Origin of the sequence: Peptoniphilus sp. SGI.035 (assembly GCF_050315115.1) — a bacterium.
GTDB lineage: Bacteria > Bacillota > Clostridia > Tissierellales > Peptoniphilaceae > Peptoniphilus_A.
In genome coordinates this window covers 56123-75679 of the sequence record NZ_JBNPOJ010000001.1, presented here as the reverse complement: position 1 = coordinate 75679, position 19557 = coordinate 56123, and the positions used below count along the sequence as shown (strand labels likewise).

The 19557-nt window shown below is 30.4% G+C and carries 18 protein-coding genes; 16 read left to right on the top strand and 2 right to left on the bottom strand.

Going from position 1 to position 19557, the window contains the following annotated elements:
* Position 1 precedes the first annotated feature (1 nt).
* From leuS to ACQRC6_RS00355, 16 genes are all read left to right on the top strand, one after another.
* Positions 2 to 2413, top strand: coding sequence for a leucine--tRNA ligase (gene leuS, locus ACQRC6_RS00430; RefSeq protein WP_427847234.1), 2412 nt, complete (start codon positions 2 to 4; stop codon positions 2411 to 2413).
* 49 nt (positions 2414 to 2462) lie between these two features.
* Entirely contained in the window at positions 2463 to 3338 is an 876-nt protein-coding gene (locus ACQRC6_RS00425) for a YicC/YloC family endoribonuclease (protein ID WP_427847233.1), read from the top strand.
* Between the two features lie 23 nt (positions 3339 to 3361).
* Positions 3362 to 3982, top strand: coding sequence for a guanylate kinase (gene gmk, locus ACQRC6_RS00420; protein ID WP_293557902.1), 621 nt, complete (start codon positions 3362 to 3364; stop codon positions 3980 to 3982).
* The gene (rpoZ, locus tag ACQRC6_RS00415; RefSeq protein WP_320850198.1) at positions 3979 to 4281 is read left to right on the top strand and encodes a DNA-directed RNA polymerase subunit omega; all 303 of its coding nucleotides are present in this window, start codon (positions 3979 to 3981) and stop codon (positions 4279 to 4281) included. Before gmk ends, rpoZ begins: the two co-directional genes overlap by 4 nt.
* Position 4282: 1 nt before the next feature.
* Positions 4283 to 5476, top strand: coding sequence for a bifunctional phosphopantothenoylcysteine decarboxylase/phosphopantothenate--cysteine ligase CoaBC (coaBC, locus tag ACQRC6_RS00410; RefSeq protein ID WP_427847232.1), 1194 nt, complete (start codon positions 4283 to 4285; stop codon positions 5474 to 5476).
* A gap of 29 nt (positions 5477 to 5505) precedes the next feature.
* The gene (gene priA, locus ACQRC6_RS00405; RefSeq protein ID WP_427847231.1) at positions 5506 to 7848 is read left to right on the top strand and encodes a primosomal protein N'; all 2343 of its coding nucleotides are present in this window, start codon (positions 5506 to 5508) and stop codon (positions 7846 to 7848) included.
* A 4-nt stretch (positions 7849 to 7852) separates the two neighbouring features.
* Positions 7853 to 8326 (top strand): peptide deformylase, encoded by a 474-nt coding sequence (gene def / locus ACQRC6_RS00400; protein ID WP_427847230.1) that lies wholly within the window; start codon positions 7853 to 7855, stop codon positions 8324 to 8326.
* 2 nt (positions 8327 to 8328) lie between these two features.
* Positions 8329 to 9255 (top strand): methionyl-tRNA formyltransferase, encoded by a 927-nt coding sequence (gene fmt, locus ACQRC6_RS00395; RefSeq protein WP_427847229.1) that lies wholly within the window; start codon positions 8329 to 8331, stop codon positions 9253 to 9255.
* Positions 9252 to 9944 carry a zinc metallopeptidase gene (locus tag ACQRC6_RS00390; RefSeq protein ID WP_427847228.1) on the top strand — a complete coding sequence of 231 codons (693 nt, stop codon included), beginning with the start codon at positions 9252 to 9254 and terminating at the stop codon, positions 9942 to 9944. Before fmt ends, ACQRC6_RS00390 begins: the two co-directional genes overlap by 4 nt.
* Complete coding sequence (gene rsmB / locus ACQRC6_RS00385; RefSeq protein ID WP_427847227.1) at positions 9944 to 11242, top strand: 16S rRNA (cytosine(967)-C(5))-methyltransferase RsmB; 1299 nt, start codon at positions 9944 to 9946, stop codon at positions 11240 to 11242. Before ACQRC6_RS00390 ends, rsmB begins: the two co-directional genes overlap by 1 nt.
* Positions 11243 to 11333: 91 nt before the next feature.
* On the top strand, positions 11334 to 12353 hold the full coding sequence (rlmN, locus tag ACQRC6_RS00380; RefSeq protein ID WP_427847226.1) for a 23S rRNA (adenine(2503)-C(2))-methyltransferase RlmN: 1020 nt from the start codon (positions 11334 to 11336) through the stop codon (positions 12351 to 12353).
* Positions 12354 to 13070, top strand: a complete 717-nt coding sequence (locus tag ACQRC6_RS00375) for a Stp1/IreP family PP2C-type Ser/Thr phosphatase (RefSeq protein ID WP_427847225.1) — start codon at positions 12354 to 12356, stop codon at positions 13068 to 13070. It begins immediately after the preceding gene.
* A 7-nt stretch (positions 13071 to 13077) separates the two neighbouring features.
* On the top strand, positions 13078 to 15054 hold the full coding sequence (gene pknB, locus ACQRC6_RS00370) for a Stk1 family PASTA domain-containing Ser/Thr kinase (protein ID WP_427847378.1): 1977 nt from the start codon (positions 13078 to 13080) through the stop codon (positions 15052 to 15054).
* On the top strand, positions 15054 to 15905 hold the full coding sequence (rsgA, locus tag ACQRC6_RS00365) for a ribosome small subunit-dependent GTPase A (RefSeq protein WP_427847224.1): 852 nt from the start codon (positions 15054 to 15056) through the stop codon (positions 15903 to 15905). Before pknB ends, rsgA begins: the two co-directional genes overlap by 1 nt.
* The gene (gene rpe, locus ACQRC6_RS00360) at positions 15905 to 16549 is read left to right on the top strand and encodes a ribulose-phosphate 3-epimerase (RefSeq protein ID WP_427847223.1); all 645 of its coding nucleotides are present in this window, start codon (positions 15905 to 15907) and stop codon (positions 16547 to 16549) included. Before rsgA ends, rpe begins: the two co-directional genes overlap by 1 nt.
* A complete protein-coding gene (locus ACQRC6_RS00355) occupies positions 16546 to 17181 on the top strand; it encodes a thiamine diphosphokinase (protein ID WP_427847222.1) in 636 nt (211 codons plus the stop codon). The genes rpe and ACQRC6_RS00355 overlap by 4 nt, the downstream gene beginning before the upstream one ends.
* Positions 17182 to 17250: 69 nt before the next feature.
* Here ACQRC6_RS00355 and ACQRC6_RS00350 read toward each other — a convergent pair whose 3' ends face one another.
* Both ACQRC6_RS00350 and ACQRC6_RS00345 read right to left on the bottom strand, forming a co-directional pair.
* A complete protein-coding gene (locus ACQRC6_RS00350) occupies positions 17251 to 18489 on the bottom strand; it encodes a carboxylate--amine ligase (protein WP_427847221.1) in 1239 nt (412 codons plus the stop codon).
* Positions 18490 to 18551: 62 nt separating this feature from the next.
* Positions 18552 to 19517 (bottom strand): TIGR01212 family radical SAM protein, encoded by a 966-nt coding sequence (locus ACQRC6_RS00345; RefSeq protein WP_427847220.1) that lies wholly within the window; start codon positions 19515 to 19517, stop codon positions 18552 to 18554.
* Positions 19518 to 19557 lie beyond the last annotated feature (40 nt).

Sequence of the window (19557 nt, the reverse complement as noted above, 5' to 3'; positions counted from 1 at the left end):
TATGAAAAAATATATACCAAGTGAAATAGAAAAAAAATGGCAAGACTTTTGGGATGAACATGAGTCCTTTGTATGTGAAAATAATTCTGACAAAGAAAAATTCTACTCTCTTGTAGAATTTCCTTATCCATCAGGACAAGGACTTCATGTAGGACATCCAAGACCTTATACTGCTCTTGATATAGTTTCAAGAATGAAGAGAATGCAAGGATATAATGTACTTTATCCAATGGGATGGGATGCTTTTGGTTTGCCAACTGAAAATTATGCAATAAAAAACAAAATTCACCCTGCAACTGTTACAAAAAATAATATTGCACATTTTAAAAAGCAATTAAAATCTATTGGTTTTTCTTTTGATTGGTCAAGAGAAATTAATACAACTGACCCTGAATACTATAAGTGGACACAATGGATCTTTTTACAACTTTTTAAACATGGACTTGCTTACAAAAAAGAGATGCCAATAAACTGGTGTCCTTCTTGTAAAGTTGGACTTTCAAATGAAGAAGTTGTCGGTGGAAAATGTGAAAGATGTGGAGAAGTGGTTGTTAGGCGTGTAAAAAGTCAATGGATGCTAAAGATTACAGAGTATGCAGACAGACTTATTAATGACCTCGATGACCTTGACTTCATAGAAAGAGTTGTAACACAACAAAAAAACTGGATTGGAAGAAGTGAAGGGGCAAGTATAAACTTTTCACTCAAGGACTTTGACGAAAAGCTTGAAGTTTTCACTACTAGACCAGATACAATTTACGGAGCAACATACATGGTAATTGCACCGGAACATCCATTAATTAAAAACCATGCAGATAAGATTGAAAATTTAGATGAAATAAATGCTTATAAAAATGAAGTTGCGAAGAAAAGTGACTTTGAAAGAACTGAACTTGAAAAAGATAAAACTGGTGTTGAAATTAAGGGAATTAAAGCAATTAATCCTCTTACAAATAAAGAAATACCAATTTGGATTTCAGATTATGTTCTTATGACTTATGGAACTGGAGCAATTATGGCTGTTCCTGCTCATGATGACCGTGACTATGATTTTGCAAAAAAATTTGGTCTTGAAATAATTCCTGTAATCGAAGGTTCTGACGTAAGTGAACATGCAAATACTGAAACATCTACTGGAAAAATGATAAATTCAGGCATTTTAAATGGTCTTGAAGTTAAAGACGCTATTGCTAAAATGATAGACTATCTTGAAGAAAACAATCTTGGAGATAGAAAGGTCAACTATAAACTTAGAGACTGGTTATTCTCAAGACAAAGATATTGGGGAGAGCCAATACCAATAGTTCATTGTGATAAATGTGGTTATGTTGCTCTTCCTGAAGAAGAACTTCCACTTTTACTTCCAAAAGTTGAAAATTATGAGCCAACTGATTCTGGTGAATCACCACTTGCAATGATGACTGATTGGGTAAATACTACTTGCCCAAAATGTGGAGGACCTGCAAAAAGAGAAACAGATACTATGCCACAATGGGCAGGGTCATCTTGGTATTTCTTGAGATACACTGATCCACATAATGACAAAGAACTTGCAAGTAAAGAAGCACTTGAATATTGGACTCCAGTAGATTGGTATAATGGTGGTATGGAACATACTACACTACACTTACTTTATTCAAGATTTTGGCATAAATTTTTGTATGATATTGGAGTAGTTCCAACTAAAGAACCATATAAAAAGAGAACTTCTCATGGCATGATTTTAGGCAACAACAACGAAAAAATGTCAAAATCAAGAGGAAATGTTGTAAATCCAGACGATATTGTAAGGGATTATGGCGCTGATACACTTAGATGTTATGAAATGTTTATTGGTGATTTTGAAAAGCCTGTTCCATGGTCAGAAAATGGAGTTAAGGGTTGTAGAAGATTTTTGGAAAGAGTTTGGAACTTACAAAGTATTGTAGTAGATGGAGAAGATTATAGCGAAGCTTTAGTTTCAGAAATTCATAAGACTATTAAAAAAGTCACTGAAGATTATGCAAATCTAAAGGCAAACACTGCAATAGCACAACTTATGACACTTTCAAATAAGTTTAATTCTGTTGGAAAAATCACAAAAGAAGATTTCAGAGCTTATTTAATTTTACTAAATCCAGTAGCTCCACATATTACTGAAGAATTGTGGCAAATATGTGATTTAGGCGGAATTTTATCAGAACAAGATTGGCCTAAATTTGATGAAAAGATAACCATAGATGATGAGATAGAAATTCCAGTTCAATTTAATGGTAAAGTTAGGTATACTATTAAAATTGAAAGAGATGAATCTGAAAGCAAGGTATTTGAAGTAGCTGAAAAGAACGAACTTTTTGCTAAAAATACTGAATCAAAGAAAGTTATAAAGAAAATTTATATTCCAAATAAGATAGTAAATATTGTTGTAAAATAAAACTGAAAAGCACTTTATAGTGCTTTTCATTCTTTATAAGGAGTTTTTTATGAATAGCATGACTGGCTACGGCCTTTTTGAAAAGAAAAGTGATGATTTTTATATCAAAATTGAGATGAAATCTGTTAATAATAGATTCCTTGATATAAATGTAAGGATGCCAAGTTCTATTTTGTATGCAGAAGAATCTGTGAAATCTTTTATTAAGGACAAAATTAAAAGAGGTAAAGTTGATGTATTTATAAATTTTGAATACCTAAACTCCAAAGATGTTAAAATTGATGTTGACTATGAGCTTTTAAATAAGTATATTAGTATAAGTAAAGATTTAAAGGAAAAATTTGGAGTTATAGAAGATCTTTCTTTTTCAAAATTAATTGAAGATTCAAATATTTTTAAGCCTCAAAAAGTTGAATTTGAGGGAGATTATATTAAAGAAGAGCTATTAGAGGTCGTTAGATTTGCCGCAAGGGATCTTGTCGAAGCTAGAAATATAGAAGGAGAAAAAATTAAAAATGATTTTCTAGTTAAACTTGAAGAAATTAAAAAATTAACTGATTTTATAGAAAAAAGATCTCCAATTACTCTTAAAGAAAATGAGAAAAGACTTAGAGAGAGAGTCAGCGAATATCTTGACTCAAGTGAAATAGATGAGGATAGAATTTTGACTGAGATTGCAATAATGCTCGACAAGCTTTCCATTGATGAAGAAATTACTAGATTGAAAATACATATAGACAATTTTAATGATATAATAAATTCAAAGGGAGCCATTGGAAGAAAATTAGATTTTCTTATTCAAGAGATGAATAGGGAGTCTAATACAATTGGTTCAAAATCAAATGATATCGAAATTATAAGTAAAGTTGTTCTACTTAAATCTGAAATCGAAAAATTGCGTGAACAAGCACAAAATGTTGAATAGTTAATAATTAGGATGGTGATGATTTGGACGGCGGATTTTTATTAGTTTTATCAGGTCCTTCTGGTTCTGGAAAGGGAACTGTAAGTGATGCCCTTATGAAAAACAATGACGATATAATTTTTTCAACTTCTGTAACTACGAGAACACCTAGACCAGGTGAAGTTAATGGTGAAAATTATTTTTTTGCAACAAGAGAAGAATTTGAAAAAATGGTTGATAATGATGAACTTTTGGAACATGCCTTTGTTCATACGAACTATTATGGTACACCAAAAAAGTTTGTTTTTGATGAAATTGAAAAGGGCGAAATCGTACTTCTAGAAATTGATGTACAGGGAGCTTTACAAATTAAAGAAAAATACAAAGAAGCAGTCTTCATTTTTTTAATTCCTCCTACTATGGATGAACTTAAATCTCGTCTTGTTAAGAGGGATACGGAAACTGAAGATGAAATTGAAACAAGATATAGAAATGCCTTTAAGGAACTTGATTTTGTTGGTGAATATGATTATTTTGTTATAAATGATGTAATAGATAATGCCGTTAAGGATATAGAAACTATTATTGCTGCAGAAAAATTAAGAGTAAAAAGACATAAAAACATCAAAAAGGAAGTCCAAGCAGAAGAGGAGAGAAATAAATGATAATACCATCTTTTAAAGATTTAAGAGAAGTTGCAAATTCTAGATATGAGCTTGCAATTTTAGTTTCAAAGAGAGCTAGAAAGATAATTGACGGAAATCCAAAACTTGTTGACACGAAGAGTGAAAAGCCAGTTACAATTGCTTTAGAAGAAATTATGGCTGGGAAAATTAAATTTGGAGAAAAATTATCTGATTCTCAATATGAAAAGAAAATCGCAGAAGAAAAAGAAGAATTAATTGAAAAAATTAAACAAGAAAGTATTGAAAAATTAAATTCAGAAGAATTGGAAGAGGAATAAAATGTTAAAGGGCAAAAAGATTCTACTTGGTGTAACAGGTGGAATTGCATCTTATAAATCACCTGGAATTTGCAGTTTACTTAGAAAATTAGGAGCAGAAGTAAAGGTTGTAATGACTAAAAATGCAACTGAATTTGTTACTCCTCTTACTTTTCAGACTATGTCAAACAATACAGTGCACTGTGAAATGTTTAATCAACTATTTAACATGGATGTGGAGCATATTTCTCTTGCAAAATGGGCAGATATTATTGTTATTGCACCAGCAACTGCAAATGTAATTGGAAAATTTGCAAATGGAATAGCAGACGATATGCTCACTACAGTTTTAATTGCATCTAGGTCAAAGATAATAATTGCACCTGGAATGAACACAGTAATGTTAGAATCTGAGGCTAATCAAAAAAACATGGAAACTCTTAGAGAAAGAGGAGTAATTATTTTAGATACTAAAGAAGATCTTTTAGCTTGCAATGATTATGGAAGTGGAAAAATGCTGGAGCCAAGTGAAATTGTGGACGAAATAGACAGAGCGTTAACAGAAAAAGATTTAGATGGAAAGCATATTGTTATTACTGCTGGGCCTACTGTTGAGCCACTTGATCCAGTGAGATTTATTTCAAATTATTCTTCAGGGAAAATGGGTTATGCTTTAGCAGATAATGCAAAGAAAAGAGGAGCAAAGGTAACTCTAATCTCTGGACCAACTAAAATAGACATTCCAAAAGTCGACAATTTTGTAAGAGTTAAAACTACTCGCGATATGTATGAAACTGTTGGAAAATATTTTGACGATTGCGATGTACTCATTAAGGCTGCCGCACCAAGTGATTATAGACCAAAATTTTATAGTGAAGAAAAAATTAAAAAGGGCAATGACAGTAAAATGAATTTAATTGAAATGGAAAAAAACCCAGATATTGCTGCTCATTATGGAAGCCTTAAGAAGAATCAAATTATAGTAGGATTTGCAGCCGAGTCAACAAATATTTACGAATATGCAAAGGAAAAACTTGTAAAAAAGAATTTCGACATGATTGTTGTAAATAACATTAAGAAAAAGGGTGCAGGTTTTGGAAGTGACACTAATATAGTTTCTATTATCAGTAATAATAAAACTGATGATTTAGAAATTATGAGTAAATCCGATCTCGCAAAAGAAATTTTAGATAGAGTATTAAAACTTTTGAGCTAGAGAAATCTAGCTCTTTTGTAGGTGAAAATGTGTTTGCAGATATTTTTATAGAAAATAATTTTCAAAAAATTGATAAGCTTTATACATATATCGTAAAAGATGATGTTAAACCAGGTATGCGTGTTCTTGTGAATTTTGGCAATAGTTACCGAGTTGGTATCGTCCTTTTTTTGCATGCAAATTATTATGAAAAACACTTAGATAAGTTAAAAGAAATTCATTCAGTTCTTGATGATGAGCCAATTATTTCAAGGGATTTAATTGAACTTGGACTTTGGATGAAGGATAGGTATTTAATTGGATATTCAAAAGCATTTTCTCCAATTTTACCTCCTGGAAACTTACAAAAAATTAAAAAGAAAATTATTGTAGAAAAATACCCTCAGGGAAGGGATCTTGAAAAATTAAATTCCATTGACACAAATAAATATTTTGAAGATTTAAGCGAGGATGAGAAGAACTTTATAAAAAAATTAAGAGCGAAGGGTTTTGTTAAATATATTTACGACTCTTTAGTTATGGTGAAGCCAAAGCTTGTAAATTATCTTAAAATATCTGAAAATTTTGACGCAAAAAATTTGGAAGGTATGAGCGAAAAGCAAACTCAAGTTTTTAATTTTATAAAAGATAGAAAAGATATATCAAGAGTTGATGTAATGACGAGCCTTGGAATTTCTTATTCTCCAATAAAATCTTTAATAAAAAAAGACTTAATCTGTGAATATAAAAAGGAAATAAATAGAGAGCCAGTTGAAAAAAAATTTATAACACAAAAAATAGTCTTAAACGAAGAACAACAAAAAGCTATTAAAAGTATAATAGAAACTGACAAAGTTGTTTCATTACTTCATGGGCTTACAGGAAGTGGGAAGACTGAAGTTTATCTAAATCTTGCATCGAAGGTAATAGAAAAGGGTGGGGAAGTAATAATTTTAGTGCCAGAAATTGGGCTTACTCCACAAATGATAGATAGATTTAAGGGAAGATTTGGAGATAAAGTTGCAGTTATTCACTCAAAGCTTTCTTCAGGGGAAAGATATGATGAGTATAGAAAAGTTTTAAATGGAGAAGTAAAAATTGTTGTTGGTGTAAGAAGTGCAGTCTTCGTTCCCTTTAAAAATTTAAAAATGATTATAATAGATGAATCTCACGACTCTTCTTATGAATTCCACGATAATTTAAAGTACGATACTATTGAAGTTGCAATAAAGAGAATGAAGCATAGCGGAAAAGTTGTTCTTGGTTCCGCAACTCCTTCCATTGAAACATATTTTTATGCAAAGAAGAATTTTTACAATTTATGTGAGTTAAAGAATAGAGCAAAAAAAGGTGCTTTTCTCCCAGAAACAAAAATTGTGGACATGAGAGACGAGTTAATTATGGGAAATATTTCTATTTTTAGTAGAGAACTCAAAAAGGCAATGGAAGAAAAATTAAAAAAGAAGGAACAAATAATTTTATTTCTAAACCGTCGCGGTTTTTCTAATTTTATTTCATGTAGATCCTGTGGAGAAGTTATAAAATGTGATGATTGTGATATTTCTATGACTTATCACAAGGTAAAGAATAGGCTTATTTGTCATTACTGTGGAAGTACAAAACCACTTCCAAAGGTATGTCCAAGTTGCGGTTCAAAATTTATCAAACAATTTGGAGTGGGAACACAAAAGGTTGAAGAAGAAGTAAAAAAGTTGTTTCCTGAGGCACGTGTGCTTAGAATGGATAGAGATACCACTACAAAAAAAGATTCTTTCAATAAATTTTATGAAATTGTAAAAAATAGGGAAGCAGATGTTATTATTGGAACGCAAATGGTTTCAAAGGGTTTTGACTTTGAAAATGTAACTTTAGTTGGAATTGTTGCAGCTGATATGTCTCTTTACATTTCTGATTACAAGGCAAAAGAGAGAACTTTTCAACTTATTACTCAGGTTTCAGGTAGAGCTGGGCGTGCATCAAAAAAAGGCGAGGTAATTATTCAAACATATAGTCCCGACAGCGAAATTATAAAATATTCTGCCACTGGCGATTATGTTGATTTTTACAATTATGAAATTGAAGAGAGAAAATTATTTTTATATCCCCCTTATACAAAATTAATTGAATTCGAATTTTCCTCATACGATGAAAATTTAACTCAAGTATGGGCAGAAAGGTTTTTACACCAAATGTTTATTGATTTGAAAAATATAGAATTAATGGTAACAAAATTTATTAAGATGCCAAAAATAAAAAGTATAAATAGAACTAAATTTTCTGTAAAGGTAAAGCCAAAGGACTTAGCTATGTTAATAGATGGGCTTAAAAGGGTAATTAATAATAGTAAGATAGAAGAAGATAATAAAATATTTTTAAATATAGATTTTAGGTGATTATATGGCAATAAGAAAAATTAGAACGGATGGAGATCCAATACTTAGAAAAAAATCAAAGGTAGTTTCAAATTATAGTGATAGGTTAAAAGTTTTAATCGAGGATATGTACGAAACTATGGATATAGCTTATGGAGTAGGTCTTGCCGCACCACAAGTTGGAATTTTAAAAAGAATTATTGTAATTGACAATAGGGACGGTGAAAATGGCAATAGATTTTACATGATTAATCCTGAAATTATTGAAAAAGAAGGTGAAGAAGTTTCCTTGGAAGGTTGTCTTTCAGTTCCTGGAAAACAAGGAAGTGTCAAGAGGGCAAAAGATGTAAAAGTTAGATACAATGATTTATCTGGCGAAGAAAAAATTATGGAAGCTGAGGATTTTTTAGCTAGAATTCTTCAACATGAGATTGACCACCTAGATGGAATTTTATACACAGACAAGGCAATTGAAATGTTTGAAGCGGAGAGTGAATAAAAATGAGATTTATTTTTATGGGAACGCCAGAATTTTCAGTTCCTATTTTAGACAGATTAAATAATCTTGGTGAAGTTGCTCTAGTTGTTTCTCAAGAAGATAAGAGAAAGGGAAGGGGTAAAAAATTCACAAAAACTCCAGTAAAGATTAAGGCTGAAAATTTAGGATTAGAAGTTTTTCAACCTGCTGACGTAAATTCAGAAGATTCTATAAATAAACTAAGAGAAGTTAATGCGGATATTATTGTAGTTGTTGCCTATGGACAAATATTATCTAGAGAAATAATTGATATCCCAAAAAAATATATTGTAAATGTTCACGCATCAATTCTTCCAAAATTAAGAGGAGCTGCTCCAATTAATCGAGCAATTATGGAGGGACATAAAAAAACTGGAGTCAGCCTTATGAAAGTAGAGGAAGGACTTGACTCTGGCGCAGTTTCGTCTGTAAAAGAAATTGAAATTAAAAATATGAATGCTGGAGAATTAGAAGATAAACTTTCATTAATGGGGGCAGATCTTTTAGAAGAGTTTATTAATGAAGTTGAAGAAAATAAAGTCAAATTTACTGAACAAGATGATTCAAAAAAAACTTATGCAAATAAAATTTTAAAAAATGACCTAATTTTAGATTTTCACGACAATTCAAAAAATATTGTAAATAAAGTAAGAGGGCTTAGTCCACACTATGGTGCTAAATTTAATTACGACGACAAGGTTTATAAAATTTTTGATGCAGAAGAAATTGAAAATTCAGCCATTGAAGTTCCAGGAACGATTTTAAATTCAGATAAGAAATTAATTATCAAGACAAAGGATGGAGCTATTTCAGTAAAAGTTATACAGGCACCTGGCAAAAAAGCCATGGGAATTGATAATTTTCTCAGAGGAAATAAATTTGAAGAAAATTATGTGATTGGAGGAAAATGATGTTTCCATATTTTTATATGTATGATTACAGCTATTTAGTTTATATTTTACCTGGACTTATTTTAGCATTTTACGCACAGGCAAAAATAAGTTCCGCTTATGAAAAATATAGTAAAATTGGATCTTCCACAAATCTAAGTGGAGCAGAAGTTGCGCGAGAAATTTTAGACAGAAATGGACTAAATTATGTAAACATAAATTTAGTCGATGGAAAACTTTCAGATCACTATGACCCAAGGGATAAGACTCTAAATTTATCTCGTGATGTTTACTACAAAAATTCTATTGCATCAGTTTCCATTGCCGCTCACGAGGTAGGTCATGCAATTCAAGATTCAGTTGAATATGCACCATTAAAAATTAGAGGTGCTCTAGTTCCTCTTGCAAATTTGGGAACTCAAGTAAGTTTCTTATTAATAATACTCGGATTTTTCTTTTCAGTTTTTTTTACAAAACTTGGCGTCGCTCTATTTTTCTTTGCAGTTTTATTTCAAATAGTTACGCTTCCTGTGGAGTTTAATGCATCAAATAGAGCAAAAAAAGAACTTGCAAATGGAATTATAACTGAAGAAGATTTGACAGGGACTAAGGAAGTTTTAAATGCAGCAGCACTTACTTATGTTGCATCGACAATAGTTGCAATAGGACAATTTTTGAAACTACTTAGCATATTTGGAAGAAGAGATTAATGAAAAACACTAGGGAAAAAGCATTACAAATAATTAACGATGTCCTCTACAAGGGGGCATTTTTAGAAGAAAGTCTAGAAATTCTAAAAAAATCAAATATGGATGAAAGGGACTATAATTTTATAAAAGAAATAACGACTGGAGTAATTAGGAACAGATCTTATTTAGATTATGTAGTAAAGATAAATTCTAAAGTAAAGATTAATAAAATTCATAAAGTTATTTTAAGTATTTTAGAGATGGCAATTTATCAAATGTATTTTTTGGATAAAGTTCCAGATTATTCAATTGTCCATGAGTCGGTAAATCTTGCGAAAATTTATGGGAATAGAGGTTCGATTTCTTTTACAAATGGAATTTTAAGAAGTATTTCAAAAAAGGAAGCTCCACAAGTTAAAATTGAAGACAGTATTGAAAATTTATCTACTTTTTATTCTCATCAAAAGTTTTATACAGAATATTTCTATAAAAATTATGGGGAAGATTTTACAAAAAAACTCTTGAAGGCGAATAATGAACAGCCACCCTTTACAATTAGAGTAAACACTCTCAGGACTAATAAAAGAGAATTAATGAAAAATTTAAAGGACCTTGGTTTTGAATTAGAAGAGACAATGTATGAGAATGCTCTAAATATTTTAAATCCAAAGGGAATAATCAATACAGAATTTTTCAAAAAAGGACATTTTTATGTGCAGGACCTTGGATCAATTTTAGTCTCAACGTTTTTAAATCCAAGGGAAAGTAGTAAGGTTTTAGATTTATGTGCTGCGCCGGGTGGCAAGACAACTCATCTTGCAGAAATTATGAATAACACTGGCGAGATTATTGCTTGTGATAAATCAAAGGGGAAAATAAAATTAATAGAAGAAAATGCCAAGAGACTTGGAATAAAAAACATTAAGACAATGGTTAATGATGCTAGAGTTTTAAAGGAGATGTTCATAAATAAATTTGATTATGTCTTAGTTGATGCACCTTGTTCGGGAACAGGACTTTATAGAAAAAAACCAGACATAAAATGGAATAAGAGCATAGAAGACATAAGGGAACTTTCAGAAATTCAGATAGAAATTTTAGAAAAAGCAAAAGAATATGTAAAAGATAAGGGAAGAATTCTATATTCAACTTGCTCCCTTTCAAAAATTGAAAATGAAGATGTAATAAATAAATTTTTAAAAAACAATAAAAATTTTAAAATAAAAAATTTAAGAGATAAAGAAGTATTAAAATTATTTCCATCAGTAGATGGAACGGACGGTTTTTCTATAACTCTTTTAGAAAAGATTGGGCTGTGACTAGACAGTCCTTTTATTTTGTTAATTTTTTTAATTTCATTTTTATTTGTCAGGGTCTAATGGTATAATGAGTAGATGAATAGGTGGTTTAATGGAATTAAATTCTATGTATGAAGATGAATTGCGCGATTTTTTTGAAAAAAATGGTGAGAAGGCTTTTAGAGGCTCTCAACTTTTTACTTTTTTCCACGACAAAAAGAGATATGATATAGAAAATTCAAATCTTTCGGCTAAGGCAATTTCTATAATAAAAAATGAAGAGATAAATAAAGTTGAAATTTATAAAAGTTTTGATTCAAAATTAGACGAGACAAAAAAATTTCTCTTTAAACTAAAAGACGAAAACTTAATAGAGGGTGTCCTCATGGAGTACAAGCACGGTTATTCTCAGTGCATTTCAACGCAAGTTGGTTGTAGAATGGGTTGTGATTTTTGTGCATCTACAAAATCTGGTCTTGTGAGAAACCTTACGGCTGCAGAAATGTTAAGTGGGGTTTACGAAATTGAAAATAGATTAAATATCAAGGTTTCTAATTTTATTTTAATGGGAAGTGGCGAACCTCTTGATAATTTTCAAGAAGTGATGAGATTTATAAAACTTCTTCATGATGAAAAGGGACACAACACAAGTTATAGGAATATTACAATATCAACTTGCGGAGTAGCAGATAAAATTTATGAATTAGCAGACTATAACTTGCCTATAAATCTTGCAATTAGTCTTCATCAAACAAATGACTGTGATAGGTCAGCCCTTATGCCAATTAACAGAAAATTTAATTTAGCAGAATTGAAAAAATCTTTGGAATATTATGTCAATAAGACAAATAATAGAATTACTTTTGAATACACTTTGATTAAAAATCAAAATGATGGTAAAAAAAATATTGAGGAGCTTTATAATTTTGCTAAAAATTTAAAATGCCATATTAATTTAATACCATTAAATCCAATTGATGAATTTGACGAAAAAAGACCTTCCAAAATAGAAATAAATGAATTTAAAAAGGAACTTGAAAAAAGAGGATTTAATGTGACTATAAGAAGAGAACTAGGAAGGGACATCAGCGCTTCATGTGGACAACTTAGGCGCAAAGTTGAGGTGAAATAAATGATAGTTGTATCAGCAACAAATGTAGGCAATTACAGAAAAAACAACGAAGACAGTTATTTTGTAAATGAATCAAAAAATTTATATATATTGGCTGATGGAATGGGTGGTCATCTTGCTGGTGAAAAAGCATCTAAGATGGCAACAGAAATAATTGCTTCTGATTTTGAAAATGCAAAGGAAGTTAATAGTCTTGAAGATGCAATTGAAATTTTGTCTTCTTCAATTAGGGATGCCAATAGAAAAATATTTAAAAGCTCTGAAGAAAATGAAGATTACAGAGGCATGGGTACAACAGTATCTACCGGTATCATTTTAGGAGATATTTTAATCTATTCAAATGTTGGCGATTCAAGAATATATAAGATAAATAAAGATATAGAGCAAATCACAAGAGATGATTCCTTTGTAAATTACTTAAAGGAAATTGGAGAAATCACTGAGGAAGAGGCAAAGAATCATCCCAAGAAAAATGTGCTTACAAAAGCTGTTGGAACGACAGCTGATATAGACGTTTCTGTAAACACTTTAAAAATTGAAGAAGGAGACATATTTTTATTTTGTTCAGATGGGCTTACTAATATGATTCCTGATGAAGAGATTTTTAAAATAATAAAAGAAAATACTCCGGAAGTTGCAAAGGATAAACTTTTGGATCTCGCTTTAAAAAATGGCGGCATGGATAATATTACATTTATTTTAGTATTTAATGAGTAGGTGCACAATGATAAATAAAATTTTAGCAAATAGATATGAAATATTAGAAAAAATTGGAACAGGCGGCATGGGAAATGTATTTAAAGCTCATGATAGAAAGCTTGATAGAATTGTTGCCATAAAGGTTTTAAAATTAGAATACAACGAAGACAATAATTTTATTAGAAAATTTAAGAGAGAATCCCTTGCAGCTGCAAGTATTTCTCATCCTAATATTGTAAGTATTTACGATGTAGGAACTGAAAAAGTTGAAGACAAAGAAGTTCACTACATTGTAATGGAATATATTGATGGTAAAACTCTAAAAGATTTAATAAATGATGAAGGTAGATTTTCTGAAAAGAGGGCATTAAATTACTGTATTCAAATTGCAGAGGCTTTAAAGGTTGCTCACTCAAAACATATTGTCCATAGAGATATAAAATCACAAAATATCATGGTTACTCGTGATGATCGAATTAAAGTTACAGATTTTGGAATTGCAAGAGTTGCTGACAATACAACTGTTACAGCTACTAATGCAGTAATGGGTTCAGTCCACTATTTTTCTCCAGAACAAGCAAGAGGAGCAAAGGTGGACAATAGATCAGATATATATTCTTTAGGTATTGTTCTCTTTGAAATGCTTACGGGAAGACTTCCTTTTGATGCAGATAATCCTGTATCCGTTGCACTTATGCAAGTTCAGTCACAAATGCCAAAGCCATCTGATTTTATTAAGAGTATTGATCCATCTGTGGATGCACTTGTCATTAAGATGACTGAAAAGGATCCTAACGACAGATATAAAGATGTCTTTGATTTAATTAAGGATATTAAGGACTATACAATTGGAGCAAAAACTTTCTCTGTTAAAAGAGAATATCAAGAAGATGACAGAACCGTTGTTACTCCAACAATTAATAGGAGACAAAAAAGAAATCATTCTAGCAACATGGATATAGAGCGACAAAAACCAAAAAAAGTTGTCAAAAAGAAAAAATCGGCTGCTCCAGCCATACTTGGAATTTTTTCTGCGATAGTTATTATAGCTCTATTAATTTATGTTGTTCCAAAGGCTATGAAAGGCATGAAAAATGGGGATGTAGTCGAAAAAATTGCCGTAGAAAATTATATTGGTAAAACAAGAGATGAGGCTAAGGAATTAATAGAAGCTCAAGGCTTGGTCTTAGATGTTAATACCGTAGAAAATGAGAATGAACCTGATGGCGTTGTACTTGGTCAAAAGCCAGAAAAGGGAACTTCCGTCGATAAGGGTTCAACTGTTACACTAGAAATTAATGAACTTCCTGATTCTGTTCCAGTTCCACCGCTAAAGGGATTAAGCAAAAAAGATGCTCAAAAAATTTTAGAGGAAAATTCTCTAAAACTTGGCTCTGTTGAAGAAGAATTTAATGAAAATGTTGAAGAAGGTAAAGTAATTTATTCAAATCCAGATGGTGGTTATTCTGTTAAGAGAGGAACTGCTGTAAAAGTTATAATATCTAAAGGTGTTGACAAGACTCCAGTCGTATTAAGTGACTACAAGGGAATGGATCAAGATGTTGTTGTAAGTCAATTAAAGAGCTTAGGATTTACTGTTGTAATTGAAAATGGAAAAAGCAATAGCGTTGGCGAAGGACAAGTTTATGATATGGATCCAAAGCCAAATACAAGCGTAGAAAAGGGTTCAACTGTTACAATTTACATCTCAAAGGGTGCGAAAGTTGACGAAGAAGAAAACAAAGACAATAATGAAAACAATCAAAATGAAGATAGTTTCAATAAAGTAAATCATGTAAAGGTAAAGGTTCCAGATGATGGTGCGACTCACAATGTTTCAGCTGACAGAGTAAAAGATGGCAACGGAAATAAAATTGGGGCAACTTCTGTTTGGAATTACAATGTTGACAGTGGACAAGTTAGTAATGTAGAGTTAATTGGTCCAGGCGAATACAATATATACGTCGATGGAAATCTAGTGAAGACTGAGAAAATAAAATAATGATTGGGAAAATTATTAAGCTAACAGGTGGATTCTACTATATAAAATCTGGCGATAAAATTTTTGAAACTAGAGCTAGAGGAAATTTTAGGCATTCTAAAGTAGAACCCATTGTTGGCGATGATGTAGAATTTAAACAAGAAGAAAAAACTCTGGGATATATTGAAAAAGTATATCCCAGAAAAAATATGCTCACAAGACCAAAGGTTAGCAATGTTGATTTAGCTTTAATTGTTATACCTGTAATGGATCCAAAGTATAATCTCGTAATAATAGATAAAACCATAATACAAGCTGAATACGAAGGAATTGATGTTGCCATTGTAGTAAATAAATCAGACTTAGATGAGGAAAGTGCAAAAGAACTTGCGAAAATTTATAAAAATTCCGGATTTGATACTTTTATGATTTCTGACAAGGATGACAGTATTAAATCATTAAGAGAATATCTTCGTGGAAAGACTGTTGCCCTTTGCGGCGTAAGCGGCGCTGGTAAATCTACTATTACTTCAAGAATTTTGGATAAAGATGTGGAAATTGGAAAAGTTTCTGAAAAAACTAAGAGAGGAAAACACACTACTAGACACACGGAAATACTTTATAATGAAGATATTTATATTTTTGATACTCCTGGATTTTCTTCATTAAGTTTAAAAATTAGCGAAGATGATTTAAAAAATTTTTTTCGAGAATTTAAAAATTTTACTAGCTGTAAATTTAACAACTGCAATCATATTAAAGAGCCAAAATGTGCCGTTAAAGATGCAGTTGATAAGGGCGAAATAGAAAAGTCAAGATATGAAAATTATTTATATATTTACAATGAATTAAAAGAAAAAGGAGAATACTAATGATATCACCTTCATTACTTTCAGCAGATTTTACAAATTTAGAAAAAGAGTTTAAAATTATGAATGAAGAAAAAGTTGATTTTATTCATTTAGATATTATGGATGGAAATTATGTACCAAATATTTCTTATGGTCCAGGAATTGTAAAAAGCCTTAGACCTCTCACTGAAATACCCTTTGATACGCATTTAATGATTGAAAGACCAGAAAATTTTATTGAAGAATTTGTAAAAGCAGGATCTGATATTATTACAATTCATCCTATGGCAACTAAACATCTTGATAGAACTCTTTCTCTAATTAAAGGTTACGGGAAAAAGGCAGGACTTGCATTAAATCCCGGAGATAGTCTTGATGTTTTAAACTACAACTTAGAAAAATTAGATTTAGTTTTAATTATGAGTGTAAACCCTGGATTTGGGGGACAAAGATTTATTCCATCTGCCCTAAGAAAAATTAAAGAAGTAAAAAAATTAATTGAGGAAAGAAATCTAAAAACATTAATTGAAGTAGATGGTGGAATTAAACTAGATAATGCAAAAGAAGTCCTCAATGCAGGAGCAGATATTTTAGTTGCTGGTTCTGCAATTTTTGAAAAAGACAAAACTCGCGAAAATATAAAAGCTTTTAAGGAATTATTATGAAAAGAGCACTTTTAATTTCAGGAGGAAGACAGGTTTCAAAGGAATTAATAGAAAAATATAGCGACAGATTTATTTTAGTCGCCGACGGAGGCGCAAAACTTTTAAAAAAGTATGAACTTGAGGCAGATCTTCTTCTTGGAGATTTAGATTCAATTGATGAAGAGTCTTTAGATTATGTAAAAAAACACAGTATAAAGCTAAAAAAATTTCCTACAAAAAAGGATTTTACAGACACAGCACTTTGTGTAGATTATCTTATTGATGAAGGTTATGATGACCTAATAATATTGGGAGCATTGGGAACTAGACTTGACCACGAGCTTGCAAATTTATTTTATCTTAAAAAGGCATATAGGCGTGGAATTTCTGCAAAAATCATTGATAATTATAACGAAATCACCTATGTTGAAGAAGGAGAATATGAATTTTATAAATCTGATAAAAAATATTTTTCATTAATAAGTGCTAGTGATAAAATGAATTTTACAACTAAGGGACTTTATTATGAGGTAGAGAATTTAGAAGTTAATTCTGAAAATCCAAGTAGAGCTGTCAGCAATGAAATGTTAGCTGATAAGGCAATTATAAAAATAAACTATGGTGCTGCTTTTATAATTCAGTCTAAAGACTAATTTTAATTATTAATTTGAAATAAGAATGAAGAAAACCAGTTGCGCAACTGGTTTTTAATGTTAAAAATTTTATTTTTCTAATTTATAGTACATCTTGTAATGTTTTATTGAACCGTATTTTCTCTTTAAATAAGTTATTTTTCTACTAATGCTAAAGTCTTTTTTATTGTTAATTGTAAATTCGTAGCCATTTTTTAAAAGTTCATCGATAATTTTGTGATATTTTTTGTCAGTATACTCCTTTAATAATTTAGGGTGAGCGTTCATCCAAATTTTTGAAGTTTCTTTGTGATAATAAACTTCTTCTTCAAAGCCTAAATCTAAAAGGTCTCTAATGTAAAAATCCAAAACATTAACGCCACCAGCAGCCATAAAGTAATGACTTTGCGGAAGTCTCAAGTTCATCTCAAAGGCTTTATAAGTATTATCTCTTGGATCATATTTTAAATCTATATTTGAATAACCAGTGTAGTGAATGGATTCCAGTTTTTCCTTATAAAATTTAAAAAGATCTGGCATATATTTTGTGTAAATTGCGTCATTATTACCAATTCTAAGTGGAAGTGGATCTGCAAGGAGAATTTGTCCGTAGACCATCATGCGCACCTTGCCAAATTTGTCGCAGTACACATTAAAGGATGCTTGGTTTGATGCAGGTCCAGGGATATATTCTTGTACAAGCATTGTGCCTGTATAGTGATTGTCGTCGTAAATAGTTTCTACAACGGATTTAAGTTCGTCGTAGCTATAAATTGTGTAGACTTTATATTTATTAGGGAAGGATAATTTTACATAGGAAATAGAATCATTTGGTTTAAGTATTAGCGGAAATTGTAAGTCCAGTTTTTCGATTTCCTTGGAATTATTTATAATTGCAAATTTTGGATAAGGTATGCCTAATTCTTCACAAGAATTGTAGAAATCAATTTTATTTTCTAATCTTTCATTTAATTCTGTGGAAGGTGTGTTAAATTTATAATAATTTTTAATTTTTTCCTTATTATTTGAAAGAAGTTTTGAATATTCATCTCCACAAGGAATAGTTATTAAAGTTGCATCTTTATTTTCTTCTGCAAATTTTACCATTTCATTTACAAAAACATCGTCATTAGAAAAGTTATTTATAATTTTTCTGTCTAAAATTTTTGAATTATCTGTGGCAGGAAGTGCCTTTTGACAAAATATAGTTGAGATTAAATCATAATTGTCATTTAATATTCTAGCAATTCCATAGGCATTTTCGTCGGATCCAAGAATTACAAACTTTATATTTAATTTTTTTAATATATCTTTAGAAATGTTTTTCATATTTCTCCTTTTAAAATAAAATTTAATATTATCTTACATTATACACTAGAACAAAGTATTTTTTAACCTTTATCAATAAAAGCATTGTCTTTATCTTTCCAATAAGAGACAATTTTTTTAATTTCATCTTCTGTTACAATTTTTTTATCAGATTCCTTTAGTCTTTTGTCAATTTCTGAAATTATTGAAAGTTTGTCAGCACACCACTTTGGCTCAAAAAGTTTAGACTTTGGCGGATCACCAGTAATTCTATGGACCACAGTTTTTTCGTCAATATTTTTTAGTGCAAAAATAATTACATCAATATACTCTTCCTTAGTTAATATTTTAAAACTTTTATTTTTATAAAGCTTATAAATGGGTGAGTCCTTTAAAATATATAGATTGTGAAATTTAACTCCAAAGGGCGATACATTTTTTATGTAATCAATTGTATTTAAAAAATCAATATTATCTTCAAAGGGAAGACCAAAAATTGCGTGAATTAAAAATAATAAATTTGCATCTTTAAGTTTACCTATGGTGTCATCAAAAAATTTATGAGAGTAACCTCGATTAATTAATTTAATAGTATCTTCATTTACACTTTGCATTCCAAGTTCAAGCCAAAGTGTTTTTTTATGAGAAATTTCCTCAAGATATTTTATCTTTTCTTTGTCAAGACAATCGCATCTCGTTGCAATAGATATGGCAGAAATATCATCGCAAGTTGCAACTTGGTCGTAAATTTTTCTTAAATCATTTAATGATCCATAAGTGTTTGTAAAATTTTGAAAGTAAGCAATATAGTTTTTTGCTTTCCACTTTTTTTCTAAAAATATTTTTTGAGATTCAATTTGCCTTGATATAGAGTAATTTTTTGAAGCAGCAAATTCTCCACTTCCTTCGTCAGAGCAAAATATACAGCCAATATTTGATAAAGTGCCGTCTCTATTTGGACAAGAAAAGCCACCATCTAGAGAAAGTTTTACGCTCTTTCCAGAAAAATATTCGCGAAAAAAATCGTTAAAAGATAAAAATCTTCTCATTTAATCACCTAGTTCATTATATATTTTTTTAAAAATTATT

Coding starts and splice junctions, on each gene's coding strand:
- leuS (WP_427847234.1), top strand. CDS start 2: ATGAAAAAATATATACCAAGTGAAATAGAAAAAAAATGGCAAGACTTT.
- ACQRC6_RS00425 (WP_427847233.1), top strand. CDS start 2,463: ATGAATAGCATGACTGGCTACGGCCTTTTTGAAAAGAAAAGTGATGAT.
- rpoZ (WP_320850198.1), top strand. CDS start 3,979: ATGATAATACCATCTTTTAAAGATTTAAGAGAAGTTGCAAATTCTAGA.
- coaBC (WP_427847232.1), top strand. CDS start 4,283: ATGTTAAAGGGCAAAAAGATTCTACTTGGTGTAACAGGTGGAATTGCA.
- def (WP_427847230.1), top strand. CDS start 7,853: ATGGCAATAAGAAAAATTAGAACGGATGGAGATCCAATACTTAGAAAA.
- fmt (WP_427847229.1), top strand. CDS start 8,329: ATGAGATTTATTTTTATGGGAACGCCAGAATTTTCAGTTCCTATTTTA.
- ACQRC6_RS00390 (WP_427847228.1), top strand. CDS start 9,252: ATGATGTTTCCATATTTTTATATGTATGATTACAGCTATTTAGTTTAT.
- rsmB (WP_427847227.1), top strand. CDS start 9,944: ATGAAAAACACTAGGGAAAAAGCATTACAAATAATTAACGATGTCCTC.
- rlmN (WP_427847226.1), top strand. CDS start 11,334: ATGGAATTAAATTCTATGTATGAAGATGAATTGCGCGATTTTTTTGAA.
- ACQRC6_RS00375 (WP_427847225.1), top strand. CDS start 12,354: ATGATAGTTGTATCAGCAACAAATGTAGGCAATTACAGAAAAAACAAC.
- pknB (WP_427847378.1), top strand. CDS start 13,078: ATGATAAATAAAATTTTAGCAAATAGATATGAAATATTAGAAAAAATT.
- rsgA (WP_427847224.1), top strand. CDS start 15,054: ATGATTGGGAAAATTATTAAGCTAACAGGTGGATTCTACTATATAAAA.
- rpe (WP_427847223.1), top strand. CDS start 15,905: ATGATATCACCTTCATTACTTTCAGCAGATTTTACAAATTTAGAAAAA.
- ACQRC6_RS00355 (WP_427847222.1), top strand. CDS start 16,546: ATGAAAAGAGCACTTTTAATTTCAGGAGGAAGACAGGTTTCAAAGGAA.
- ACQRC6_RS00350 (WP_427847221.1), bottom strand. CDS start 18,489: ATGAAAAACATTTCTAAAGATATATTAAAAAAATTAAATATAAAGTTT.
- ACQRC6_RS00345 (WP_427847220.1), bottom strand. CDS start 19,517: ATGAGAAGATTTTTATCTTTTAACGATTTTTTTCGCGAATATTTTTCT.